The 24974-nt window shown below is 68.5% G+C and carries 14 protein-coding genes and 3 rRNA genes; 14 read left to right on the forward strand and 3 right to left on the reverse strand.

Annotation, left to right across the window (positions count from 1 at the left end; all coding sequences use genetic code 11):
* The first annotated feature begins 58 nt into the window (after nucleotides 1-58).
* Together OHA61_RS23705 and OHA61_RS23710 are read left to right on the forward strand one after the other, a co-directional pair.
* On the forward strand, nucleotides 59-3784 hold the full coding sequence (locus OHA61_RS23705) for a glycosyltransferase (protein ID WP_406304724.1): 3726 nt from the start codon (nucleotides 59-61) through the stop codon (nucleotides 3782-3784).
* Complete coding sequence (locus OHA61_RS23710) at nucleotides 3781-5343, forward strand: DUF5719 family protein (RefSeq protein ID WP_406304726.1); 1563 nt, start codon at nucleotides 3781-3783, stop codon at nucleotides 5341-5343. Before OHA61_RS23705 ends, OHA61_RS23710 begins: the two co-directional genes overlap by 4 nt.
* A gap of 35 nt (nucleotides 5344-5378) precedes the next feature.
* Here the strand turns inward: OHA61_RS23710 and OHA61_RS23715 are convergent, their stop codons facing one another.
* A complete protein-coding gene (locus OHA61_RS23715; protein ID WP_324977014.1) occupies nucleotides 5379-5807 on the reverse strand; it encodes a metallopeptidase family protein in 429 nt (142 codons plus the stop codon).
* 274 nt (nucleotides 5808-6081) lie between these two features.
* Here OHA61_RS23715 and OHA61_RS23720 point away from each other — a divergent pair, with 274 nt between their 5' ends.
* The 8 genes from OHA61_RS23720 (at nucleotide 6082) to OHA61_RS23755 (ending at nucleotide 15504) form a co-directional block, all read left to right on the forward strand.
* The gene (locus tag OHA61_RS23720) at nucleotides 6082-6510 is read left to right on the forward strand and encodes a DUF3499 domain-containing protein (protein ID WP_266475888.1); all 429 of its coding nucleotides are present in this window, start codon (nucleotides 6082-6084) and stop codon (nucleotides 6508-6510) included.
* A 129-nt stretch (nucleotides 6511-6639) separates the two neighbouring features.
* Nucleotides 6640-8004, forward strand: a complete 1365-nt coding sequence (locus tag OHA61_RS23725) for a phosphomannomutase/phosphoglucomutase (RefSeq protein ID WP_406304727.1) — start codon at nucleotides 6640-6642, stop codon at nucleotides 8002-8004.
* A gap of 1184 nt (nucleotides 8005-9188) precedes the next feature.
* Complete coding sequence (locus OHA61_RS23730; RefSeq protein ID WP_266475891.1) at nucleotides 9189-9371, forward strand: Trm112 family protein; 183 nt, start codon at nucleotides 9189-9191, stop codon at nucleotides 9369-9371.
* A gap of 34 nt (nucleotides 9372-9405) precedes the next feature.
* Entirely contained in the window at nucleotides 9406-10551 is a 1146-nt protein-coding gene (locus OHA61_RS23735; RefSeq protein WP_406304728.1) for an SIS domain-containing protein, read from the forward strand.
* Nucleotides 10552-10673: 122 nt separating this feature from the next.
* Nucleotides 10674-11837, forward strand: a complete 1164-nt coding sequence (manA, locus tag OHA61_RS23740) for a mannose-6-phosphate isomerase, class I (protein ID WP_406304729.1) — start codon at nucleotides 10674-10676, stop codon at nucleotides 11835-11837.
* A gap of 117 nt (nucleotides 11838-11954) precedes the next feature.
* A complete protein-coding gene (locus tag OHA61_RS23745) occupies nucleotides 11955-12932 on the forward strand; it encodes a cation diffusion facilitator family transporter (RefSeq protein WP_406304730.1) in 978 nt (325 codons plus the stop codon).
* A 295-nt stretch (nucleotides 12933-13227) separates the two neighbouring features.
* Complete coding sequence (ahcY, locus tag OHA61_RS23750; protein ID WP_361912805.1) at nucleotides 13228-14685, forward strand: adenosylhomocysteinase; 1458 nt, start codon at nucleotides 13228-13230, stop codon at nucleotides 14683-14685.
* Between the two features lie 204 nt (nucleotides 14686-14889).
* Nucleotides 14890-15504, forward strand: coding sequence for a hypothetical protein (locus OHA61_RS23755; RefSeq protein WP_406304731.1), 615 nt, complete (start codon nucleotides 14890-14892; stop codon nucleotides 15502-15504).
* 108 nt (nucleotides 15505-15612) lie between these two features.
* Here the strand turns inward: OHA61_RS23755 and OHA61_RS23760 are convergent, their stop codons facing one another.
* Nucleotides 15613-16704 carry an RDD family protein gene (locus OHA61_RS23760; RefSeq protein WP_406304732.1) on the reverse strand — a complete coding sequence of 364 codons (1092 nt, stop codon included), beginning with the start codon at nucleotides 16702-16704 and terminating at the stop codon, nucleotides 15613-15615.
* A 122-nt stretch (nucleotides 16705-16826) separates the two neighbouring features.
* Between OHA61_RS23760 and OHA61_RS23765 the strand changes: the two genes are divergently transcribed.
* The 4 genes from OHA61_RS23765 to rrf all read left to right on the forward strand — a co-directional run bounded on the left by OHA61_RS23765 (nucleotide 16827) and on the right by rrf (nucleotide 23583).
* The gene (locus OHA61_RS23765) at nucleotides 16827-17834 is read left to right on the forward strand and encodes a stage II sporulation protein M (protein ID WP_406304733.1); all 1008 of its coding nucleotides are present in this window, start codon (nucleotides 16827-16829) and stop codon (nucleotides 17832-17834) included.
* A gap of 588 nt (nucleotides 17835-18422) precedes the next feature.
* Nucleotides 18423-19948, forward strand: a 16S ribosomal RNA gene (locus OHA61_RS23770).
* A 301-nt stretch (nucleotides 19949-20249) separates the two neighbouring features.
* Nucleotides 20250-23373: ribosomal RNA gene (locus OHA61_RS23775) — 23S ribosomal RNA — on the forward strand.
* Nucleotides 23374-23466: 93 nt separating this feature from the next.
* A 5S ribosomal RNA gene (rrf, locus tag OHA61_RS23780) occupies nucleotides 23467-23583 on the forward strand.
* Together the 16S, 23S and 5S rRNA genes form the textbook arrangement of a ribosomal RNA operon.
* A gap of 74 nt (nucleotides 23584-23657) precedes the next feature.
* Here the strand turns inward: rrf and OHA61_RS23785 are convergent.
* Complete coding sequence (locus OHA61_RS23785; protein ID WP_406304734.1) at nucleotides 23658-24968, reverse strand: DUF58 domain-containing protein; 1311 nt, start codon at nucleotides 24966-24968, stop codon at nucleotides 23658-23660.
* Between the last annotated feature and the right edge of the window lie 6 nt (nucleotides 24969-24974).

Genomic DNA, 24974 nt, shown 5'->3' on the forward strand with positions numbered 1-24974 from the left:
GTCCGAGACGCACAACGCCCCTACGGGGCGACCCCCCGGCCGGAGGGCCCGTACCTCAATGTCCGCCACCACAGCCGCGTTCGCACCAGAGCACCCGCCAGAGTTCCCGCGGCATGTCGTCACCGCCGTGCTCGTCGCCCACGACGGCGCGCGCTGGCTTCCCGACGCCCTCGCCGGACTCGTCGGCCAGGAACGCCCCGTACAGAACGTCATCGCCGCCGACACCGGCAGCGCCGACGACTCCGCGCGGCTGATCACCGAGGCCCTCGGCGCCGAACGCGTACTGCACCTGGCACGCCGTACCGGATTCGGCACCGCCGTCGAGGAAGCCGCCCGCACCGCGGGCGTCCTCACCCCCGACGACCTGCCCTACCTGAAGCGGCCCAGCGGCTGGGACCCCGTCAGCAGGACCTGGCGCGACGACGCGTACGACATGCCCGAACTCCCCTACGGGGAACCCGTCCAGTGGCTGTGGCTGCTCCACGACGACTGCGCGCCCGCCCCCGACGCCCTGGCCGAACTCCTGCGCGTGGCCGACTCCGACGAACACGCCGCGATCATCGGCCCCAAACTCCGCGGCTGGTACGACCGCAAGCAACTGCTCGAGGCAGGCGTCTCCATCGCCAACAGCGGACGCCGCTGGACCGGACTCGACCGCCGCGAGCAGGACCAGGGACAGCACGACCAGATCCGCAGCGTCCTGTCCGTCTCCTCCGCCGGCATGCTCATCCGCCGCGACGTCTTCGAACAGCTCGGCGGCTTCGACCGGCGGCTGCCCCTCATGCGCGACGATGTCGACCTGTGCTGGCGCGCCCACGCCGCCGGCCACCGCGTCCTCATCGCACCCGACGCCGTCATGCGGCACGCCGAAGCCGCCGCCCGCGAACGCCGCACCGTCGACTGCGCGGGCCGCTCCGTCGCCAGCCCCCACCGCGTCGACAAGGCCGGCGCCGTCTACACCCTGCTGACGAACGCACGCACCGTCGCCCTCCCCTATGTCCTGCTGCGCATCGTCCTCGGCACGCTGCTGCGCACCCTCGCCTACCTCGTCGGCAAGGTGCCCGGCCAGGCCGTCGACGAGGTCATGGGACTCTTCGGCACCCTGCTGCGGCCCGAGCGGATCATCGCCGGGCGCCGCAGAAGAGCCAGGCAGGGCGGCTCGGTGGAAGCGGGCGAACTGCGCCCCCTCTTCCCGGCGCCCGGCGCGACCGTCCGCGCCACCGTCGAACAGGTCGCCGGCCACATCGGCGGCGGCTCGGACGCCGACTCCGGCGGCTCACGCCACGGCGCCGTCGAATCAGGACCGGGTGGGGACGACGCCGACTTCCTGGAGATCGAGCAGTTCGCGCGTCTGAAGAAGATCGCCCGCAAGCCCGGTCCTGTCCTCTTCGCCCTGCTGCTCCTCGTCTCCGTCGTCGCCTGCCGCGACCTGTTCGGGGGCGGATCGCTCGCGGGCGGCGCCCTGCTGCCCGCGCCCTCCGACGTCTCCGACCTCTGGTCCCGGTACGCGGACAACTGGCACCCCCTCGGCACCGGCGGTACCCAGACCGCGCCCCCCTACCTCGCGGTGCTGGCCGCCCTGTCCACTCTCTTCCTCGGCTCCACCGGCTTCGCCCTGACCGTGCTGCTCGTCTGCTCGGTCCCGCTCGCCGGACTCAGCGCGTACTTCGCCTCGCGCCCCATCGTCGAATCCCGGCTGCTGCGGGCCTGGGCGAGCATCGCGTACGCCTTCCTGCCCGCCGCCACCGGCGCACTGGCGACCGGACGCCTGGGCACCGCCGTCCTCGCGATCCTGCTGCCGCTCATCGCCCGCGCGGGCGTCGCGGCCCACGGACTGCGCATCAGCGGCAGCGGGCGCGGCAGCTGGCGCGCCACCTGGGCCTACGCACTCCTGCTGACCCTCGCGATGGCGTTCACCCCCATCGTGTGGCCGCTCGCGCTCGTCCTCGGCATCGCCGTACTCGTCCTGCGCCGCGACGACATCACGGCGTACGGGCTGCGCTTCCTCGCCGCCGTCGGCACCCCGCTGCTGGTCCTCGCGCCCTGGTCGCTCACCCTGCTGACAGGGCCGTCGGCTTTCTTCCGCGAAGCGGGGCTCGCATTCGGCACCGGATCGGCCTCCGCCCTCGACCTGCTCGGCATCAGCCCCGGCGGCCCCAAGGCCGCGGGCGGGATCCTGCTCATCGGCATCGTGCTCGCGGCGCTTGCCGCCCTGCTGCGCGACGAGCGGCAGTTCGCGATCCGGGCCTCCTGGGCCGTCGCGCTGACCGGACTGATCTTCGCGGTGATCGCCAACGGCAGTGGCTGGGCCGGACCCGCCACCCTCGTCTACGGCATCGCCCTGCTGGCCGCCGCCGTGCTGGGCGCGGAAGGCGGCCGTACCCGCGTCGCCGCCCAGAACTTCGGCTGGCGCCAGCCCGTCGCGGCCCTCATCGCACTCGCCGCCGGAATCGCGCCCCTGCTCGCCGCCTTCAACTGGATGATCGGCGGCGCCGCGCACCCGCTGGAGCGGCGCGACCCCGTCCAGGTCCCCGCCTTCGTGGCCGAGGAGAGCGACACCCGCGACCAGCCGCGCACCCTCGTCCTCGGCGGAACATCCGCCGCCAAGGTCTCGTACAGCCTCGTACGCGGCTCCGGCGGGCGGCTCGGCGACGCGGAACTGGCGCAGGCGGGCGGCAGTGACGCCCGGCTCGACAAGATCGTCGCGAACCTGGTGGCGGGCTCCGGCGCCGACCAGACCAGCGAACTGAGCGGCTTCGCCATCCGTTACGTCCTCGTGCGCGACGGAGCACCCCGCCAGACCAGCCGCGTCCTGGACGCGACGCCCGGCCTGAGCAGGCTCAGCCAGCTCGACGGCAGCGCACTGTGGCGCGTCGACCGCCAGGTCGCGCGGGCCACCATCGTCAGCGGCAAGGGCGACCCGCTGCCCGTCGCGTCCGACGCCGTCGAGGCCCACGCCAAGATCCCCTCGGGGGCGGCGGGGCGGGTGCTGCGCATCGCGGACCGCGCGGACGAGGGCTGGCAGGCCACCCTCGACGGACGCGTACTGAACAAGACGGTCGTCGACGGCTGGGCCCAGGGCTTCGAACTCCCCGCCGAGGGCGGCCGGCTCGACCTGTCCTACGACGACCCCGTCACGCACACCGGCTGGATCTGGGCGCAGGGCGCACTCGCGCTGGTGCTGCTGGTGCTCGCGCTGCCGGGCAGGCGCCGGGAGATCGACGACGATCTGCCCGACGAGGAGATCGCCGTACCGGCGCAGGCAGTGGAGGGCGAAGGACGCAGGGCACGCAGGCTGCGCGCCCAGGCGGAAGCGGAGTCCTCGCAGGAGGAGACCGAAGCGGATCCGTACGCCCAACTCCCCGTCGGCCAGGACGCCTTCGCGCAGCACGGGCAACAGGCGTACGAGCCGCAGTCCTTCGAGGAACCGCGGTCCTTCGACGAGCAGGCGCCGTACGCGGCTGTGCCTCAGCAGCAGCAGTACGGCGAGTGGGACGCGCGGTCGTACGCGGACGGCGGCTACACCGCCCCGTACGGCAACGAGCAGTACCAGGGCGCTCAGTACAGCGGCGAGCAGCAGTACGGCGGCGAGCAGTACCAGCAACAGCCGTACCAGGCCGACCAGTACCAGGACCCGTACCAGAACACGGGCTACGCCGAAGGGCAGTACCAGGAGGGGCAGCAGTACGACCCCTACGCCTACGGCGGCGAGAGTGACCAGCAGCCCCGCCCGAACGGCACGAACGGCACCACCGGCAACGCGACGCGAGGCGAGTCAGAGTGAACCGCACAACCATCTCCCTGCTCGCGACCGCCACCGCACTCGCCGCGATCACCGGCCTCGCCGCGCTCACCGCGCCCGGAAGCGGCGCCGAGACCGAGGCGAAGGCCCCGGCGCGGCTGCCCGTCGAACGCTCCAGCCTGCTCTGCCCCACGCCCAGCACCTCCGAGCTGGCCGAGACCGCGTACACCTCGTTCACACCGGCAGGCAAGAGCGGTGACGCCAAGGACGGCACGGCCGAACTGAAGGCGTCCGCCGCCGTACTGGCCGAGACGGACACCGCCCCGGCCAAGGACAAGACCAAGAAGGGCGACGCGGCGAAGGGCGCGAAGGGGGCCAAGGACGCGAAGAAGCCGGCGCCCGACAAGGCGGTACTCGCGCTGAAGGAGCCCGGCAAGCCCGTCGCGGCCAAGGCGAGCGGCGGCGACGCCCCCGCCCTCGTCGGCACCGCCACCGGCCGCCTCGCGCCCGGCTGGAGCGCCCAGCAGACCACCACGGAGACCGCGGGCGACGCGCGCGGCCTGCTCGGCGTCAGCTGCACCGGGCCCGACACCGACTTCTGGTTCCCGGGCGCGTCCACGGCCAAGGAACGCCACGACTACGTCCACCTCACCAACCCGGACGACACCCCGGCCGTCGCCGACATCGAGCTGTTCGGCAAGGACGGTGCGCTCAAGACCACGCTGACCGAAGGCATCCCGGTCCCTGCCGGGGCGAGCGTCCCCGTCCTGCTGTCCACCCTGACCTCCGACCCGGCCGCCGACCTGACCGTCCATGTCACCACCCGGACTGGCCGGGTGGGCGCCGTGCTGCGCGCCGCCGACGACAAGGCGGGCAGCGACTGGCTCACCGCTTCGGCCGACCCGTCCGGCACCGCCGTGCTGCCGGGCATCCCCGCGGACGCCACCTCGGTACGTCTGGTGGCCTTCGCGCCCGGCGAGGACGACGCCGACCTCACGGTGCAACTCGCGGGCCCGGGCGGGAAGATCGTCCCGGCCGGACACGAGACGCTGCACCTCAAGTCGGGCATGACCGCGAGCGTGGACCTGCTGGACGTGACCAAGGGCGAGGCCGGGTCCCTGATCCTCAGCCCGTCCCAGAGCGGCCGGGCGACCCCGGTGGTGGCGGCGCTGCGCGTCGTACGCGGCAAAGGCGACAAGCAGGAGGTCGCCTTCATTCCGGCGGCCGCGCCGGTGGGGGAGCGGGCGAGCGTCGCCGACAACCGTGCCAAGGGCTCGACGCTCTCACTGACCGCCCCGGGCGCGGCCGCCGAGGTCAAGGTAACCGCGTCGGCAGGCACCGAGGGCGGCACCCAGGTCGTCAAGACGTACAAGGTCAAGGCGGGCACGACCCTCGCAGTCGTCCCGCCGGTGCCCGCCGGACTGAAGGGCTCGTACGCGCTGACGGTGGAGGCGGTCTCGGGCGGCCCGGTGCACGCGTCGCGCACGCTGGCACTGCCGAAGGACGGGATCCCGATGTTCACGGTGCAGACGCTGCCGGACGACCGGGGGACGGTGGCGGTGCCGGCGGCGGAGCAGGACCTGTCGGTTCTGGACGACTGAGGGGGCGGGGCGGGCTGAAAGGGCTGAGGGCCCGGTCAGTCCTGCCCGTACCGCGGGTCCACCGACTCCGGCGAGAGACCCAGCAGCTCCGCCACCTGCTCCACGACGACCTCGTGCACCAGGAGGGCTCGCTCGTCGCGGTTCTTCGTACGGATCTCGACGGGCCGCCGGTAGACCACGATCCGTGCCGGGTGCCCCTTGTCCGCCGGGGCCGAGCTGCCCAGCGGCACGGACTCCTCCGGCGCGCCCGGCACGTCCAGCACGAGAAAGTCGACGTCGGCCAGCTGCGGCCAGCGCCGCTCCAGCCGCTCCACCGAGTCCTGCACGAGGTCACGGAAGGACTCGGCGCGACTCGCGGCCAGGGGTACCTGGGGAGGGGCGACCGGCCCTCGCATGCCGCGGCCGTGGCGGTCGCGACGGCGCGGCCCTGGCTCGGTCGGACGGGGGGGTACGGGACTGTCCATCACTGACGCAGCGTAGCTCTCCGGGGCGCGCGGCGATCGCGTGCGCGCGCCGGGTCGAAAGCCTGTCGCCAATTGAACATTCCGGCCAAGCTTGCGTCCGATTGAATATCCCCTCGCGATCGCGGATCCCATCGTGATTGACCTCATTTACGCCAAGTCATGACCGGATCACCAGCGGTGGCTGCGCGTGGGCTTCTCTTTCCGTGCAGGTCAGGCCAGTTGCTCGGGGAGCCCATATGTCGGGTGTCACACCACGACACGGTGGAGTGACCTGGTGGAGAGTCGTCGCAGCCCGCTCAAGAGTGCGGTACCGTCCAACGTCGTGAGCCCTGTACGTCGCTGTTCGCGCACCGCGTGCGGCCGCCCCGCCGTCGCGACACTGACGTACGTCTATGCCGATTCGACCGCGGTCCTCGGCCCGCTCGCCACCTACGCCGAGCCCCACTGCTACGACCTGTGCGCCGAGCACAGTGAGCGCCTGACCGCCCCGCGCGGCTGGGAGGTCGTGCGGCTCACCGACGGCTCGGCCCCCGCCCGCCCCAGCGGCGACGATCTCGAAGCGCTCGCGAATGCGGTACGGGAAGCGGCGCGTCCCCAGGGGCGTACGGCCGAGGCGGGCGCGCAGAACGGCCGCCGGACGGCGGATCCGAGAGAGGTCGCGCGCCGCGGCCATCTGCGGGTGCTGCGTTCCCCCGACTCCTGAGCGAGTCTTTTCGGCTCCCCTCTCGTGCGCACGGCGGCACTGGGCTGAATGCTCTTCCAGCCTGTGCGGGTACGTTGAGGCTTTGAGGTGACCTCAGAGACTTCAGGGACTTTCAGGAGGGTTGGGCCCGTGACTGCTGATCTGTCGCAGATCGTGAAGGCGTACGACGTCCGCGGGGTGGTGCCGGATCAGTGGGACGAGGCGCTGGCCGAACTGTTCGGGGCGGCCTTCGTCCAGGTGACGGGCGCGGAAGCGATCGTCATCGGCCATGACATGCGGCCGTCGTCGCCGGGGCTCTCGGGGGCGTTCGCGCGGGGGGCCGCGGCCAGGGGCGCCGACGTCACACTGATCGGACTCTGCTCGACCGACCAGCTGTACTTCGCTTCGGGGCACTTCGGGCTGCCGGGTGCGATGTTCACGGCCTCGCACAACCCGGCGCAGTACAACGGCATCAAGATGTGCCGCGCGGGCGCCGCGCCGGTCGGCCAGGACACGGGCCTGGCGGACATCCGCCAACTGGTCGAGTCCTGGTCCGAACAGGGCGCGCCGGAGCCGGTGGCAAGGCCGGGCAAGGTGACCGAGCGCGACACGCTCACCGACTACGCGGCGCATCTGCTCTCGCTCGTGGACCTGTCGGCGATGCGCCCGCTCAAGGTGGTCGTGGACGCGGGCAACGGCATGGGCGGCCACACGGTCCCCACGGTCTTCGACGCCCTGCCGGTCACCCTCGTACCGATGTACTTCGAGCTCGACGGCACCTTCCCCAACCACGAGGCGAACCCGCTGGACCCGGCGAACATCGTCGACCTGCAGGCCCGCGTCCGGTCCGAGGGCGCGGACCTGGGCCTCGCCTTCGACGGGGACGCGGACCGCTGCTTCGTCGTCGACGAGCGCGGCGAGGGCATCTCGCCGTCGGCCATCACGGCGCTGGTCGCGGCGCGCGAACTGGCGAAGCACCCCGGCGGCACGGTGATCCACAACCTGATCACGTCGTGGTCGGTCCCGGAGGTCGTCCGCGAGAACGGCGGAACGCCGCAGCGGACGCGGGTCGGCCACTCCTTCATCAAGGAGGAGATGGCCCGTACGGGAGCGATCTTCGGCGGCGAGCACTCCGCGCACTACTACTTCCGCGACTTCTGGAACGCGGACACGGGCATGCTGGCGGCCCTCCACGTCCTGGCGGCGCTGGGCTCGCAGGAGGGCCCGCTGTCGGAGCTGGTCGCGCAGTACGACCGCTACAGGGGCTCGGGCGAGATCAACTCCACGGTCGACGACCAGGCGGGCCGCACGGCGGCGGTGAAGGCGGCGTACGGGTCGCGCGACGACGTGACGATCGACGAGCTGGACGGCCTGACGGTCTCGACGGAGGACTGGTGGTTCAACCTCCGCCCGTCGAACACGGAACCGCTGCTGCGGCTGAACGTGGAGGCACGGGACGACCAGACGATGGCAAAGGTGAGGGACGAGGTACTGGGGCTGGTCCGCGGGGCGTAGGACACGGCGGGGGCGGGGCGGCGCCGCGTTTGCGGCACGCGGAGGTATCCGCTGCGCCCGCCCGCCGCTGGGTCTCCGATCCCGCCCGCGGGCGGCGCGAAACGGCCGTCCGCGGGGTTGGGGTGCGGTCGGCTGGGCCCCGTGCGCCGGTCCGCCCACGGCGCGAACCGGCGGTCGGGGATCTGCGGCCTGGCTGGCGGACCGCCCAGGCCAGGCCCGTGTTTGCCGCGTATGCCCGGACCTTGGCCCGCCGCCGCGGGTCTTGTGGTCCCTTCACCGAGTGGGCGGTGACACGCCCACGGTGCGAGGGTCCCGTCGGGGATCTGCGGTCCGGGCGGCTGCCCGACCGAACCAGGCGCCGGGCCCCGTCGGCCGTTCTTCCGGTCTCTTTCGCCTACGGAGGAGCGCGCCTGTCCACGGCGTGAGGCGCGGACCAGGTCCGCGTCTGCGGCGTACTGCCGACGTCGGCCGGGCACCTGGTCGTCTGGTCCCTTCTGCCGAGGGAGCGGCAGCCCCCAGCCATGGCGCGGAGTGGCCGTATGCGGGGCGGCAGCGGGGGCGGCTGCCCGCCCGGACCAGCCCGCGGCAGGGTTCGGCCGCTTCGGCCGGGCCCCCGGGTCTACCGGTCCCTTCCGCTGAGGGAGGGGTGACCCGCCCACGGCGTGAAGCGGCCGTCCGCGGCTCTGCGGTGCGGTTGGCGGCTGCCCCGGACCAGGCTCGCGTCCGCGGCGTATGGCCGACGTCGGCCAGGCTCCGGTCTTCCGATCCGTTCCGCCTACGGAGGGGCGCCCCCGTCCACCGCGCGAAGGGGCCCGCCGACCGGCCCCTGCGGCCGCCGGGGCCGCAGGTTCGCCCGCGTGCGGCTCACGCCCGGTGCCGCTGCCCACCCTCCCCGTGGCGTAGGCCCACGGCTCACCCGGCTGCCTGTGTCCCGGCGGCGCGAAGCTGCCGCACCAGGGGCCCGGGGCTCGCCCCGGTTTCGGGAAGGGGCGGGTGCGGGGGAACCGCCCCCCCCGTACCCACAGAACGCGCCGCACCCCTCCCCCCAGCGGTACGCTGACGTGGCCCGATCCGCAGACCCGCGACCGCCCGTCCGACCCGCGACCGCACCCCGCGAACCGCGACCCGCAAGCGACCCGCATGCAAGCGGCCGCGCCGCCCCACCCGAAGGGACACCCCCGCACATGCCGCTCGAAGCCGGCCTCCTCGAGATCCTCGCCTGCCCCGCCTGCCACGCCCCCCTCAGCGACAGTTCCGCAGCCGAGACCCCCGAGCTGATCTGCACCGGCAAGGACTGCGGCCTGGCCTACCCCGTACGGGACGGAATCCCCGTCCTCCTCGTCGACGAGGCACGCCGCCCCGCCTGACCCACAACCGCACGGCGATCGGAGGCCCCATCCCATGCTCGACGAGTCACTCCTCGACGCCCCGGAAGCCCTGGCCCGCGCCGATCGCCGCGGACTGCTCCGTGGCGCAGCCGAGGCCGGGGCGCGTGTACGCACCGCCGCCCGGCACGCCGCCGAGGCGGGTATCGCCGAGCTGAAGCCCGAGGGCCGCCCCCGCCACGTCCTCGTCGCCGGCCCCGGCCACGCCGCCACCGGAGTCGCGGACCTGATCGGCTCTCTGGCCGGCGCCTCCGCCCCTGTCACCCGTCTGCACCCCACCGGCGTCGCACCCGCCGCCGGCGCCCTGCGCTGGTCGCTCCCGGGCTGGGCGGGTTCCCTGGACCTGCTGCTCATCGCGACCACCGACGGCAGTGAACCCGGCCTTGCGCTGCTCGCCGAGCAGGCGTACCGCCGCGGTTCCACCGTCGTCGCCGTGGCCCCGCAGGACTCCCCGCTCGCGGAGGCCGTCGACGGCAGGCACGGCATGGTCGTCCCGATGGCCAAGGCCCCGCACGAGTTGTACGAGGAGACGCAAGCCGCGAGCCCGGGCGCCCTGTGGGCGCTGTTCACCCCGCTCCTGGCCCTCCTCGACAGGGTCGGCCTGCTCGAGGCGTCCCAGGAGACCCTGGCGAAGGTGGCCGACCGCCTGGACAAGACCGCCGAACGCTGCGGCCCGGCCATCGCCACGTACAGCAATCCGGCGAAGACACTCGCGGCCGAGCTCGCCGACAGCCTTCCGCTGATCTGGACGGAGGGCGTGGGCGCCGGCCCCACCGGCCGCCGCTTCGCCGCCGTACTGGCCGAGTTGGCCGGCTGCCCCGCCCTCGTCGCCGAGCTGCCCGAGGCGCTCCCCGCGCACGGCGGGCTCCTCGTGGGCGACTTCGCCCTCGGCGCCGACCCGGGGGACTTCTTCCGCGACCGTGTCGACGAGCCGCAGGCGCTGCGCGCCCGGGTCGTACTGCTGCGGGACCGCCCCATCGGCGGCCTCACCGCCGCCCCGGCAGCCCGCGAGCTCGCGCTCAGTCATGACACCCCGATCAGCGAGCTGGAGCCGGAGGACGGCACCGAGCTGGAGTCGATCGCCGAACTCCTCGCGATCACCGACTTCGCCGCCGTCTACCTGGCCCTGGCGGGCAACGGCGCCAACGGCGCCAACGCGTAACCATCGCGCCGCAGCAGCGACACGACAGCGCCACGCCGCAGCCGTCACCACGCGCAAGCGTCCCGCGTAGCCGTTCACCACGAGTAAGACGTCACTACGAGAACCGGGAAAGAACACAGACCATGGACCGCCTCTCCAACACCGTGCGCCCCTACGCCTGGGGATCCACGACCGCCATCCCGGAGCTGCTCGGCATCGCCCCCACCGGCGAGCCCCAGGCCGAGATGTGGATGGGCGCCCACCCCGGAGCACCCTCGCGCGTCACCCGTGATCACGTGGAGCGGCCGCTTTCCGAGGTCATCGCCGCCGACCCCGTACACGAACTGGGCGCCGCGGCCGTCGATAAGTTCGGCCCCCGTCTGCCCTTCCTCCTCAAGATCCTCGCGGCCGGCGCCCCCCTCTCCCTCCAGGTCCACCCGAACCTCGCGCAGGCGAAGGAGGGTTACGCCGCCGAGGAGAGCGCGGGCGTGCCCATCGACGCCCCGCACCGCAACTACAAGGACGCCAACCACAAGCCCGAACTGATCTGCGCGCTCACCCCCTTCGAGGGCCTGTGCGGTTTCCGCCCGCCCCTCGAAGCCGCCGACGTCCTCGCGGGTCTCGACGTGGACTCGCTCAAGCCGTACGTCGACCTCCTGCACGCCCACCCGGAGGAGGCCGCGCTGCGCGAGGTCCTGACCGCGGTGCTGAGCGCCGACCCCAACGAGATGGCGGTCACCGTCACCGAGGCCGCGTACGCCTGCGAGGAGCTCGGCGGCCACTACGCCCCGTACGCAGCCGTTGCGCACCACTTCCCCGGTGACCCGGGCGTTATCGCGGCCATGCTGCTCAATCACGTCCAACTGCAGCCCGGCGAGGCCCTGTTCCTCGGCGCCGGAGTCCCGCACGCCTACATCGAAGGCCTCGGCGTGGAGATCATGGCCAACTCCGACAACGTGCTGCGCTGCGGGCTGACGCCGAAGCACGTGGACGTCCCCGAGCTGCTGCGTGTCGTCCGCTTCGAGGCGGGCGACCCGGGCGTCCTGCGCCCCGAGGCGTCGCCCGAGGGCGAGGAGGTCTACGAGACGCCGATCGGCGAGTTCCGGCTCTCCCGTTATGTCCTCGCGCCCGGAGCCGCGCCCCGCGATCTGACGACCCGCACCCCGCAGATCCTGCTCTGCACAGCGGGCACGGTCCGCGCCGGTGAACTCGCCCTCTCCCCGGGCCAGTCCGCCTTCGTCCCGGCGGGCGAAAAGGCCGAAGTGTCCGGAGTCGGCACGGTCTTCCGTGCCACCGTGATGGCCTGACGCGCCCTCGCGGCCCCGGGCTGCAACAATGGCGCACCGTAAAGGACGGGCAAAGCCCAAAACGGCGTACGGCGCGCGGCGTACGGCACGGGGCATACGAAGGGACTGCGGGAACAGATGAGCGCTTCAGGCGGAACAAGGGCGATCGTGGCGGCACTTGCCGCCAACCTCGCGATCGCGGTGGCGAAGTTCGTGGCGTTCCTCTTCAGTGGCTCGTCCTCGATGCTCGCCGAATCCGTTCACTCGGTCGCCGACTCAGGGAACCAGGGCCTCCTGCTGCTCGGCGGCAAGAAGGCCCAGCGTGAGGCGACCCCGCAGCACCCCTTCGGCTACGGGCGCGAGCGCTACATCTACGCCTTCCTCGTCTCCATCGTGCTCTTCTCGGTCGGCGGCATGTTCGCGATCTACGAGGGCTACGAGAAGATCAAGCACCCGCACGAGATCGAGGACTGGTACTGGCCGATCGGCGTCCTCGTCTTCGCGATCATCGCCGAGTCCTTCTCCTTCCGTACAGCCATCAAGGAGTCGAACCTGACCCGGGGTGAGCTCTCCTGGACGGAGTACGTCCGCCGGGCCAAGGCCCCCGAGCTGCCCGTCGTCCTGCTGGAGGACCTGGGCGCGCTGGTCGGTCTGGTCCTGGCGCTCGGCGGCGTCGGCATCGCCCTGGCCACGGGCGACGGCGTCTGGGACGGCATCGGCACGCTCTGCATCGGCATCCTGCTGATCGTGATCGCGCTCGTCCTGGCGGCCGAGACGAAGTCGCTGCTGCTGGGCGAGGCCGCGGGCATCGACGACATCGAGAAGATCAAGGCGGCGGCCGTGGACGGTGAAGGGGTCACCGGCATCATCCACATGCGTACGCTCCACCTCGGCCCGGAGGAACTGCTGGTCGCCGCGAAGATCGCGGTACAGCACGACGACACCGCCGCCGAGGTCGCCAACGCGATCAACGCCGCCGAGGACCGTATCCGCGCCGCCGTACCCATCGCGCGCGTGATCTACCTGGAGCCCGACATCTACAGCGAGTCCGCGGCCGCGGCCGGCATCAACCCGGCCAAGTCCCCGGGCGGCCCGACCCCGGACGCTTCCCACTGAGCCCTGCGGACCGCGCGGACCGGCCGCGCAGACCGGCCGCGCGGCTCGGTGAGAGAGCGATGTGACCGGATCCCGGCCCCGGGCGGGCTGGGGTACGCCGCGTCGATCGGTGTAGATTCGTGACCAGAGTCAGACGTCGCTGCTGATGGCGGTCGGGCGGTCCCCTTGCCGGGACCGGCCGAGGGAGAGAGGGCCTCCGACGGACTGCAATGCGAGCGCCCGGGCATTCCTGTGTCCGCCGCCGCAGAGCCAGCCGTACCCACACCCTCGACCCACACCACGAGGAGCAGCTCGCATGTCGACTGTCGCCACTGGCCAGGACTTCAAGGTCGCCGACCTTTCCCTCGCCGCTTTCGGCCGCAAGGAGATCACCCTCGCCGAGCACGAAATGCCCGGCCTGATGTCGATCCGCAAGGAGTACGCCGCCAGCCGGCCGCTGGCGGGCGCCCGCATCACCGGCTCCCTGCACATGACCGTGCAGACCGCCGTACTGATCGAGACCCTGGTCGCCCTCGGCGCCGAGGTCCGCTGGGCGTCGTGCAACATCTTCTCCACCCAGGACCACGCGGCCGCGGCCATCGCGGTCGGCCCGAACGGCACCCCGGAAGCCCCCCAGGGCATCCCGGTCTTCGCCTGGAAGGGCGAGACGCTCGAGGAGTACTGGTGGTGCACGGAGCAGGCGCTGACCTGGCCGAACACCCCCACCGCCGGCCCGAACATGATCCTCGACGACGGTGGCGACGCCACCCTCCTCGTCCACAAGGGCGTGGAGTTCGAGAAGGCGGGCGCCGCCCCGGACCCCTCGACCGCGGACAGCGAGGAGTACTTCCACGTCCTCACCGTGCTGAACCGCACCCTCGGCGAGTCCCCGCAGAAGTGGACCCAGCTGGCGTCCGAGATCCGCGGCGTCACCGAGGAGACCACGACCGGTGTGCACCGCCTGTACGAGATGCACCGTGACGGCAACCTCCTGTTCCCGGCGATCAACGTCAACGACGCCGTCACCAAGTCGAAGTTCGACAACAAGTACGGCTGCCGCCACTCCCTGATCGACGGCATCAACCGCGCCACCGACGTCCTGATCGGTGGCAAGACCGCCGTCGTGTGCGGGTACGGCGACGTGGGCAAGGGCTGCGCGGAGTCGCTGCGCGGGCAGGGCGCCCGGGTGATCGTCACGGAGATCGACCCGATCTGCGCGCTGCAGGCCGCCATGGACGGCTACCAGGTCACCACGCTCGACGAGGTCATCGACAAGGCCGACATCTTCGTCACGACCACGGGCAACAAGGACATCATCATGGCCGCGGACATGGCCAAGATGAAGCACCAGGCGATCGTGGGCAACATCGGCCACTTCGACAACGAGATCGACATGGCCGGCCTGGCGCAGATCCCGGGCATCGTCAAGGACGAGGTCAAGCCCCAGGTACACACCTGGACCTTCGAGGACGGCAAGGTGCTGATCGTGCTGTCCGAGGGCCGCCTGCTGAACCTGGGCAACGCGACCGGTCACCCCTCGTTCGTGATGTCCAACAGCTTCGCGGACCAGACGCTGGCCCAGATCGAGCTGTTCACCAAGCCCGAGGAGTACCCGACCGACGTCTACGTGCTGCCCAAGCACCTCGACGAGAAGGTCGCCCGGCTCCACCTGGACGCGCTCGGCGTCAAGCTGACGACGCTCCGCCCGGAGCAGGCCTCCTACATCGGCGTCGAGGTCGACGGCCCGTACAAGTCCGACCACTACCGCTACTGATCGGTCACTCATGATCGGTCAGTGCTTCTGACCGGTCAGCGCTTGTGATCGGCGTGCTGACACGCCTCGGCAGCCCTCGGCGTCAGGCACCAGCGGTATGGGGCAGGCCCCCGCACCCCCGTGTCGGGGGCCTGCCCCATACCCTCCCCGAACGGCTCCGGCTCCACCGCACGAGCCTCACCGCACAAGGACACCCACGCCCCCATGCCCCGCGGCCGTTATTCGCTCCACGATCCGCACGATCACACCCCCCTCGGCGAAGAACACTTCCAATGCGCCCCCGGTCCCTCCGGCTGGCGTTACGTCTCCCAGATCACCACCCCCTCCGGCGACCACGCCGGCTCCGTCGATCTCGCCCTCGACGAACTCGGCCGTCCCATCCGTCTCGAACTCCACGCCGGGAGCTGGCAGGTCCGCGGTGCCGCCATCGACGGCGTCACCTGGGTCCGTACCGACCCCACCGGCACCCATGCCACCGAAGGCAACGTCCGCGCCCATGCCTTCACCGGCAGTTCCCCCGCTTTCCTTGTCGCTACCGCACGTCTCTTGCGCCTCACCCCCGATTCCCCGGCGACGCGCGTACGCCTCGTCGCCTTCACGGATCCTGTCCTCGCCCCCCGCACACTCGATCAGTCCTGGGCCCTGATGAAGAGTGAAGCGCATGCCACTGACAATGGCCCCCTGACCGTGGACGAATACCAGGTCAGCGCCCTGGACACGGGGGAGCAGCACGTCGTTCACATCGCGGGGGACGTGGTGCTCGCAGCCCCCGGCATCGAACTCGAAGACCTTGAGAGCCCGCCCTCGGTCCTTCCATGACGGCGGCGGCCCTGCACGGCGGCCTGTGCGGGGAGGGGCTGGTGCGGGGAGGGGCGCTGCTTAAGCGTTCGCTGCTTGTGGGGTCGGTGTTTATGGGCGCGCGGCGACCTACGCGGGTGGCGCGAACCCCGTGGCCTGCGGTCGCGGCTGCGGCGTCTCGGTCGCGGCGCGGGAAGACGGCCCTGGCGCCGGTACGCCCGTAGCTGTCACCCCAGGCGGCACAGCTGCCCCACCAGCTCCTACGGTCTCGTCCCGCTCAACGGCGGGCGCCGGCCCCACCGCTCCCGGTGCCGCATAGCCAAGGGCCCCGGTACCCGCCCCGTCGGAAAGCGCCGCCCCGGCCCCCGGAGCCACCGCCCCCGCAGCGCCCGCCGTGATCGCGTCCGGAGCGACCGCACCGGGCAGCCCCGCCCCCTTCGAACTGCCACCGGCTGCTGCCCGCGCATTCGCCCCCGCCCGGAAAGCACGCCGCGCATCGCGCGCCTGCCGCTCGTTCACCACGGCAGCCAGGAACGCCGCCGGCGGCACCCCGTCCGGCGCCGGAGCCCCCGTACACGCCGCAAGATCGCCGGCCAGCCGCACCGCCATCGACCAGTTCACGGCCGGGTCCAGCTGCCTCATACGCGTCAGGTACTGACGTATCGCGAGCCACAGGTCGTCCGGCACCGCTGACAGATCCAGCTCGGAGAATCGCCCCATCAGCCACGGCGGCGGAGGCGGCATCACCATGCCCCGCGAGGCCGGCACCCGCTCCCTTATTACCAGCGTGCCCGCGAACACATCCCCGATCCGCCGCCCCCTGGCCGACACGAGCGAGGCGATACAGGCGATGACCCCGAACGACATCAGGATCTCCACCACCCCCATCGCCCCGCGCACCAGCGCGTGCCGGAACCGGATCGGCCCTCCGTCGTCCCGCACCACTCGCAGCCCACAGGCGAGCTTCCCCAGCGAGCGCCCATGACTGAGCGTCTCCACAGCTATCGGCGCTCCGACCAGCACGAGCAGAAACGTCGCGATCGACACGGCCATCACCGCCGCCTCGTCCAGCGAGGCCGTCGCCACCGCGAGCCCGATCGACACCATGAGATAGGCGGCGAACACGACCACAAGATCGATCGCGACAGCGAGTGCCCGGCTCGGCAGTTTCGCCGGCCGCAGCCCCAGTACGACCGCATCCCCCGTCACAAGCGCACTCACTGTTGCCCGCCCTTCGCCATCGACCTTCCCCGCCCCTTGATTCCTCAGTCTGCCAAGCTGACCCGCAGCCCGCCGCAGTAGTACGGACCGTACGCACCCATTGCCTGGAGCAGCAGCCGACCATGGACCTCGACGTCTTCGTGACCGCCCACCGTGCCGAGTGGGACCGCCTGGACCACCTTCTGCGGCGGGGACGCCGTCTGACCGGCGCCGAGGCCGACGAACTGGTCGCCCTCTACCAGCGCACGGCGACCCATCTCTCCCTCATCCAGTCCAGCGCACCGGACCCTATGCTGACGGGCAGGCTCACCCAGCTCGTCGCTCGCGCCCGCTCCACCGTGACCGGAACGCGCCGAGCCACCTGGCGCGACGCAGTTCGCTTCCTCACCGCCGGTTTTCCCGCGGCCGTCTACCGCTCACGGCACTGGTGGATACCCACCGCCGTCCTCTCCACGGTCCTTGCCGCAATCATCGGCTGGTGGATCGGCACCCACCCCGAAGTCCAGGCCACGATCGCCGCGCCGGACGAACTCCGCAGGCTCACGCGCCCGGGTGGCGAGTACGAGACGTACTACTCCAGCCACCCCGCGGCCTCCTTCGCCGCCCAGGTCTGGACGAACAACGCCCAGGCCGCGGCCATGTGCCTGACGCTGGGCGCGTTCCTGTGCGTTCCGGTGGTCTGGATCCTCTTCCTCAACGTGCTGAACCTGGGCGTCGGCATCGGCCTCATGTCCTCGGCGGGCCGACTCGACACCTTCCTCGGTCTTGTCCTTCCGCACGGCCTGCTGGAACTGACGGCCGTCTTCGTCGCCGCGGGCACGGGCCTGCGCCTGGGCTGGACGGTCATCGACCCGGGTCCCCAATCCCGCCGCACAGCCCTCGCCCAACAGGGCCGCGCGGCCCTCGGCATGGCCATCGGCCTCGCGCTCGTCCTGTTCGTGTCCGGCGTGATCGAAGGCTTCGTCACGCCTTCGGGCCTGCCGACGTGGGCACGTATCGCCATCGGCATCGCTGCTGAGCTGGCCTTTCTGGCGTACGTCTACATCCTGGGCGGTCGAGCGGCCCGCGAGGGTGACACGGGCGACCTGGACGCGGCAGACCGCAGCGCCGAGCTCCCAGCTGCTGCCTGATGTGCAAGCACCCCTTCTGACCTGCTAGCCTCCTCTCCGCCCACAAAAACCGTTGACACGGCAGGAGTGGGGAGGTAGATTCAAACGGTTGCCTGGAACTGGACAAGGTCCAGTGCGACCGCTAGTGTCTCTCTCGCTCTCAACGGAAATGTAATTTCCGCAGAGCCTTCCGATGTGAATCCAGATCACAAGGTCGATTAGCTCGACCGAAATGCTTCTGATAAAGTCGGATCAGCCGAAAGGCAAAGGCCTTCCAACGGCCACTGGAATCGAATTCCTCACCGGAAACGGAACGGAAAAAGAGTCTGGTAGGGTTGGAAACGCAAGACCGAAGGGAAGCGCCCGGAGGAAAGCCCGTGAGGGTGAGTACGAAGGAAGCGTCCGTTCCTTGAGAACTCAACAGCGTGCCAAAAGTCAACGCCAGATTGACAACCCCGGCCCATTTCGGTGGGTTGAGGTTCCTTTGAAAGTCCTGTCGGCCCTTTTGTGGCGGGCAGGCAATGACACAGCGAGGACGCTGTGGATGACCGGTCTTATTCCGACCGGTTGTCCCGCTCTTGTGGTGTTCGACCCGATTACGGGTAAACATTCATGGAGAGTTTGATCCTGGCTCAGGACGAACGCTGGCGGCGTGCTTAACACATGCAAGTCGAACGATGAAGCCCTTCGGGGTGGATTAGTGGCGAACGGGTGAGTAACACGTGGGCAATCTGCCCTTCACTCTGGGACAAGCCCTGGAAACGGGGTCTAATACCGGATACCACCTCCCGAGGCATCTTGGGGGGTTGAAAGCTCCGGCGGTGAAGGATGAGCCCGCGGCCTATCAGCTTGTTGGTGGGGTGATGGCCTACCAAGGCGACGACGGGTAGCCGGCCTGAGAGGGCGACCGGCCACACTGGGACTGAGACACGGCCCAGACTCCTACGGGAGGCAGCAGTGGGGAATATTGCACAATGGGCGAAAGCCTGATGCAGCGACGCCGCGTGAGGGATGACGGCCTTCGGGTTGTAAACCTCTTTCAGCAGGGAAGAAGCGCAAGTGACGGTACCTGCAGAAGAAGCGCCGGCTAACTACGTGCCAGCAGCCGCGGTAATACGTAGGGCGCAAGCGTTGTCCGGAATTATTGGGCGTAAAGAGCTCGTAGGCGGCTTGTCACGTCGGATGTGAAAGCCCGGGGCTTAACCCCGGGTCTGCATTCGATACGGGCTAGCTAGAGTGTGGTAGGGGAGATCGGAATTCCTGGTGTAGCGGTGAAATGCGCAGATATCAGGAGGAACACCGGTGGCGAAGGCGGATCTCTGGGCCATTACTGACGCTGAGGAGCGAAAGCGTGGGGAGCGAACAGGATTAGATACCCTGGTAGTCCACGCCGTAAACGTTGGGAACTAGGTGTTGGCGACATTCCACGTCGTCGGTGCCGCAGCTAACGCATTAAGTTCCCCGCCTGGGGAGTACGGCCGCAAGGCTAAAACTCAAAGGAATTGACGGGGGCCCGCACAAGCAGCGGAGCATGTGGCTTAATTCGACGCAACGCGAAGAACCTTACCAAGGCTTGACATATACCGGAAAGCATCAGAGATGGTGCCCCCCTTGTGGTCGGTATACAGGTGGTGCATGGCTGTCGTCAGCTCGTGTCGTGAGATGTTGGGTTAAGTCCCGCAACGAGCGCAACCCTTGTTCTGTGTTGCCAGCATGCCCTTCGGGGTGATGGGGACTCACAGGAGACTGCCGGGGTCAACTCGGAGGAAGGTGGGGACGACGTCAAGTCATCATGCCCCTTATGTCTTGGGCTGCACACGTGCTACAATGGCCGGTACAAAGAGCTGCGATGCCGCGAGGCGGAGCGAATCTCAAAAAGCCGGTCTCAGTTCGGATTGGGGTCTGCAACTCGACCCCATGAAGTCGGAGTTGCTAGTAATCGCAGATCAGCATTGCTGCGGTGAATACGTTCCCGGGCCTTGTACACACCGCCCGTCACGTCACGAAAGTCGGTAACACCCGAAGCCGGTGGCCCAACCCCTTGTGGGAGGGAGCTGTCGAAGGTGGGACTGGCGATTGGGACGAAGTCGTAACAAGGTAGCCGTACCGGAAGGTGCGGCTGGATCACCTCCTTTCTAAGGAGCACTTCTAGGCCGGCTCTGCCGGTCCAGAGGCCAGTACATCGGCGTACGTCCGGTGCTGGTTGCTCATGGGTGGAACGTTGACTATTCGGCACGATGAGTTGGGATCACTAGTACTGCTTCGGCGTGGAACGTGATGTCCTGACTGGTCGTGCCGGGCGCGCTGTTGGGTGTCTGAGGGTACGAGCGTTTGCTCGTCCTTCGCGATGCCGGCCCCGGTGAACTCGCCCTGTTGGGTGGGGTGGTGGGTGGCTGGTCGTTGCTTGAGAACTGCACAGTGGACGCGAGCATCTGTGGCCAAGTTTTTAAGGGCGCACGGTGGATGCCTTGGCACCAGGAACCGATGAAGGACGTGGGAGGCCACGATAGTCCCCGGGGAGCCGTCAACCAGGCTTTGATCCGGGGGTTTCCGAATGGGGAAACCCGGCAGTCGTCATGGGCTGTCACCCGCTGCTGAACACATAGGCAGTGTGGAGGGAACGAGGGGAAGTGAAACATCTCAGTACCCTCAGGAAGAGAAAACAACCGTGATTCCGGGAGTAGTGGCGAGCGAAACCGGATGAGGCCAAACCGTATGCGTGTGATACCCGGCAGGGGTTGCGCATGCGGGGTTGTGGGATCTCTTTGTCATCGTCTGCCGGCGATGAGACGAGTCAGAAACCGTTGATGTAGGCGAAGGACATGCGAAAGGTCCGGCGTAGAGGGTAAGACCCCCGTAGCTGAAACATCAGCGGCTCGTTTAAGAGACACCCAAGTAGCACGGGGCCCGAGAAATCCCGTGTGAATCTGGCGGGACCACCCGTTAAGCCTAAATATTCCCTGGTGACCGATAGCGGATAGTACCGTGAGGGAATGGTGAAAAGTACCGCGGGAGCGGAGTGAAATAGTACCTGAAACCGTGTGCCTACAAGCCGTGGGAGCGTCGCGCGCAGAGTTTACTCTGTGCGTCGTGACTGCGTGCCTTTTGAAGAATGAGCCTGCGAGTTTGCGGTGTGTTGCGAGGTTAACCCGTGTGGGGAAGCCGTAGCGAAAGCGAGTCCGAACAGGGCGGTTTAGTAGCGCGCTCAAGACCCGAAGCGGAGTGATCTAGCCATGGGCAGGTTGAAGCGGAGGTAAGACTTCGTGGAGGACCGAACCCACCAGGGTTGAAAACCTGGGGGATGACCTGTGGTTAGGGGTGAAAGGCCAATCAAACTCCGTGATAGCTGGTTCTCCCCGAAATGCATTTAGGTGCAGCGTCGTGTGTTTCTTGCCGGAGGTAGAGCACTGGATAGGCGATGGGCCCTACCGGGTTACTGACCTTAGCCAAACTCCGAATGCCGGTAAGTGAGAGCGCGGCAGTGAGACTGTGGGGGATAAGCTCCATGGTCGAGAGGGAAACAGCCCAGAGCATCGACTAAGGCCCCTAAGCGTACGCTAAGTGGGAAAGGATGTGGAGTCGCAGAGACAACCAGGAGGTTGGCTTAGAAGCAGCCACCCTTGAAAGAGTGCGTAATAGCTCACTGGTCAAGTGATTCCGCGCCGACAATGTAGCGGGGCTCAAGCGTACCGCCGAAGTCGTGTCATTCCAGCATGAGGGCCAACGCCCGCTGGGATGGGTAGGGGAGCGTCGTGTGCCGGGTGAAGCCGCCGCGTAAGCGAGTGGTGGACGGTACACGAGTGAGAATGCAGGCATGAGTAGCGATACACACGTGAGAAACGTGTGCGCCGATTGACTAAGGGTTCCTGGGTCAAGCTGATCTGCCCAGGGTAAGTCGGGACCTAAGGCGAGGCCGACAGGCGTAGTCGATGGACAACCGGTTGATATTCCGGTACCCGCTTTGAAACGCCCAGTATCGAGCCCATTAATGCTAAGGCCGTGAAGCCGTCCTGGAGCCTTCGGGCGAAGGGGAGTGGTGGAGCCGCCGGCCCAAGGTGGTAGTAGGTAAGCGATGGGGTGACGCAGGAAGGTAGTCCAGCCCGGGCGGTGGTTGTCCCGGGGTAAGGGTGTAGGCCGTGTGATAGGCAAATCCGTCACACATTAAGGCTGAGACCTGATGCCGAGCCGATTGTGGTGAAGTGGATGATCCTATGCTGTCGAGAAAAGCCTCTAGCGAGTTTCATGGCGGCCCGTACCCTAAACCGACTCAGGTGGTCAGGTAGAGAATACCGAGGCGTTCGGGTGAACTATGGTTAAGGAACTCGGCAAAATGCCCCCGTAACTTCGGGAGAAGGGGGGCCATCACTGGTGAGAGGACTTGCTCCTTGAGCTGGGGGTGGCCGCAGAGACCAGCGAGAAGCGACTGTTTACTAAAAACACAGGTCCGTGCGAAGCCGTAAGGCGATGTATACGGACTGACGCCTGCCCGGTGCTGGAACGTTAAGGGGACCGGTTAGTCACATTTCGGTGTGGCGAAGCTGAGAACTTAAGCGCCAGTAAACGGCGGTGGTAACTATAACCATCCTAAGGTAGCGAAATTCCTTGTCGGGTAAGTTCCGACCTGCACGAATGGCGTAACGACTTCTCGACTGTCTCAACCATAGGCCCGGTGAAATTGCACTACGAGTAAAGATGCTCGTTTCGCGCAGCAGGACGGAAAGACCCCGGGACCTTTACTACAGTTTGATATTGGTGTTCGGTTCGGCTTGTGTAGGATAGGTGGGAGACTTTGAAGCAGCCACGCCAGTGGTTGTGGAGTCGCCGTTGAAATACCACTCTGGTCGTGCTGGATGTCTAACCTGGGTCCGTGATCCGGATCAGGGACAGTGTCTGATGGGTAGTTTAACTGGGGCGGTTGCCTCCCAAAGGGTAACGGAGGCGCCCAAAGGTTCCCTCAGCCTGGTTGGCAATCAGGTGTTGAGTGTAAGTGCACAAGGGAGCTTGACTGTGAGACCGACGGGTCGAGCAGGGACGAAAGTCGGGACTAGTGATCCGGCGGTGGCTTGTGGAAGCGCCGTCGCTCAACGGATAAAAGGTACCCCGGGGATAACAGGCTGATCTTCCCCAAGAGTCCATATCGACGGGATGGTTTGGCACCTCGATGTCGGCTCGTCGCATCCTGGGGCTGGAGTCGGTCCCAAGGGTTGGGCTGTTCGCCCATTAAAGCGGTACGCGAGCTGGGTTTAGAACGTCGTGAGACAGTTCGGTCCCTATCCGCTGTGCGCGTAGGAGTCTTGAGAAGGGCTGTCCCTAGTACGAGAGGACCGGGACGGACGAACCTCTGGTGTGCCAGTTGTCCTGCCAAGGGCATGGCTGGTTGGCTACGTTCGGAAAGGATAACCGCTGAAAGCATCTAAGCGGGAAGCCTGCTTCGAGATGAGGACTCCCACCCCCTTTGAGGGGTTAAGGCTCCCAGTAGACGACTGGGTTGATAGGCCAGATGTGGAAGCCCCGCAAGGGGTGGAGCTGACTGGTACTAATAGGCCGAGGGCTTGTCCTCAGTTGCTCGCGTCCACTGTGTCAGTTCTGAAGTAACGAACTGTCGAGTCCCCCCTTTGGCCGGGGGATTCCGGAATCGATATCTTCATAGTGTTTCGGTGGTCATTGCGTTAGGGAAACGCCCGGTTACATTCCGAACCCGGAAGCTAAGCCTTTCAGCGCCGATGGTACTGCAGGGGGGACCCTGTGGGAGAGTAGGACGCCGCCGAACAATTATTGTGGGAGAGCCCCGCACCTTCTGGTGCGGGGCTTTTCTGCGTTCACGGGGCATGCGCCCCACCCCCGTCAGAGTCGACCGGCGGCTTTCAGCGCGAGGTAGGCATCTGCAAGTGCAGGTGCAAGATTGTCAGGGGTCGCATCGACGACGGTGACGCCGTGGCGCTGGAGCTGGTCTGCCGTACGGCGGCGCTGAGCTTGAGCCTGGGTGGCAGCCGCCGCGTCGTACACCGCCTCGATCGTGCCTCGGGAGGTGGACATCTGCTGGACATGAGGGTCGGAGACCGAGGCGACGAGCACGGTGTGCCGTTGTGTGAGCTGCGGGAGAACCGGAAGCAGTCCTTCTTCGATGGGCGCGGCGTCGAGGCTTGTGAGCAGCACGATCAAGGAGCGGCGCGGGGCGCAGCTCAGGGCGGTGGAGCTGAGGCCACGGGCGTCGGTCTCGACGAGTTCCGGTTCCAGCGGAGCAAGTGCGTTGACCAGGGCGGGCAGGAGATCTCCTGCGGAGCGTCCCTGGACCTGGGCTCGGACACGGCGGTCGTAGGCCAGGAGGTCCACCCGGTCGCCGGCGCGTGAGGCCAGCGCGGTGAGGAGCATTGCCGCGTCCATGGCCGCGTCGAGGCGCGGGACATCTCCGACTCGACCGGCAGATGTGCGGCCGGTGTCGAGGACGACGAGGATGTGGCGGTCGCGTTCGGGACGCCAGGTGCGCACGGCGACGGTGGTCTGGCGGGCGGTTGCTCGCCAGTCGATGGAACGGGTGTCGTCGCCGGGGACGTAATCGCGAAGGCTGTCGAACTCGGTGCCCTGGCCACGGATGAGGACGCTGGTGCGGCCGTCCAGCTCGCGCAGCCTGGCCAGCCTGGAGGGCAGGTGCTTGCGGCTGGTGAAGGGCGGCAGGACGCGCACGGTCCAGGGGACTTGGTGATTGCTCTGGCGGGCGGCGAGGCCCAGCGGTCCGTACGAGCGGACGGTGACGCGCTCCGCCTGGCGGTCGCCGCGGCGGGTGGGGCGAAGGATCGTGGTGATACGGCGGCGTTCGCCGGCGGGGACGGTCAACTTGTGGCGCGATGCGGCCTGTTCGGTACCGGTGATCCAGCTGCTCGGGGGCCAGGCGTCGCGAAGGTGGGCGCGCAGGGGGCGGCCGGAGGGGTTGGTGACCGTGAGGTGGACCTCGGCACCGTCACCCAGTCGAACTGATGTATCACCGCTTCGGGTGAATCGGAGCGTTCGCACTGGCGCGGCGAGGGCGTAGTCGCACAAGATTGCCAGGGAAAGAGGCGCATTCACAGCAAGCATCCCGGTCCAGCTCGGGGCCAGGATGCCCACGGGGAGAGAGCCGAGAGCGGCGAGGAGTGCGGTTCGTCCGGTGAGGGCCACGGGGCA

Origin of the sequence: Streptomyces sp. NBC_00885, assembly GCF_045207475.1 — a bacterium.
GTDB lineage: Bacteria > Actinomycetota > Actinomycetes > Streptomycetales > Streptomycetaceae > Streptomyces.

What these genes read in the sequence shown, in the direction of transcription:
- OHA61_RS23755 (WP_406304731.1), top strand. Translation starts at nt 14,890, where the DNA reads ATGCCCCGCGGCCGTTATTCGCTCCACGATCCGCACGATCACACCCCC.
- OHA61_RS23705 (WP_406304724.1), top strand. Translation starts at nt 59, where the DNA reads ATGTCCGCCACCACAGCCGCGTTCGCACCAGAGCACCCGCCAGAGTTC.
- OHA61_RS23745 (WP_406304730.1), top strand. Translation starts at nt 11,955, where the DNA reads ATGAGCGCTTCAGGCGGAACAAGGGCGATCGTGGCGGCACTTGCCGCC.
- manA (WP_406304729.1), top strand. Translation starts at nt 10,674, where the DNA reads ATGGACCGCCTCTCCAACACCGTGCGCCCCTACGCCTGGGGATCCACG.
- OHA61_RS23730 (WP_266475891.1), top strand. Translation starts at nt 9,189, where the DNA reads ATGCCGCTCGAAGCCGGCCTCCTCGAGATCCTCGCCTGCCCCGCCTGC.
- OHA61_RS23715 (WP_324977014.1), bottom strand. Translation starts at nt 5,807, where the DNA reads ATGGACAGTCCCGTACCCCCCCGTCCGACCGAGCCAGGGCCGCGCCGT.
- OHA61_RS23765 (WP_406304733.1), top strand. Translation starts at nt 16,827, where the DNA reads ATGGACCTCGACGTCTTCGTGACCGCCCACCGTGCCGAGTGGGACCGC.
- OHA61_RS23735 (WP_406304728.1), top strand. Translation starts at nt 9,406, where the DNA reads ATGCTCGACGAGTCACTCCTCGACGCCCCGGAAGCCCTGGCCCGCGCC.
- ahcY (WP_361912805.1), top strand. Translation starts at nt 13,228, where the DNA reads ATGTCGACTGTCGCCACTGGCCAGGACTTCAAGGTCGCCGACCTTTCC.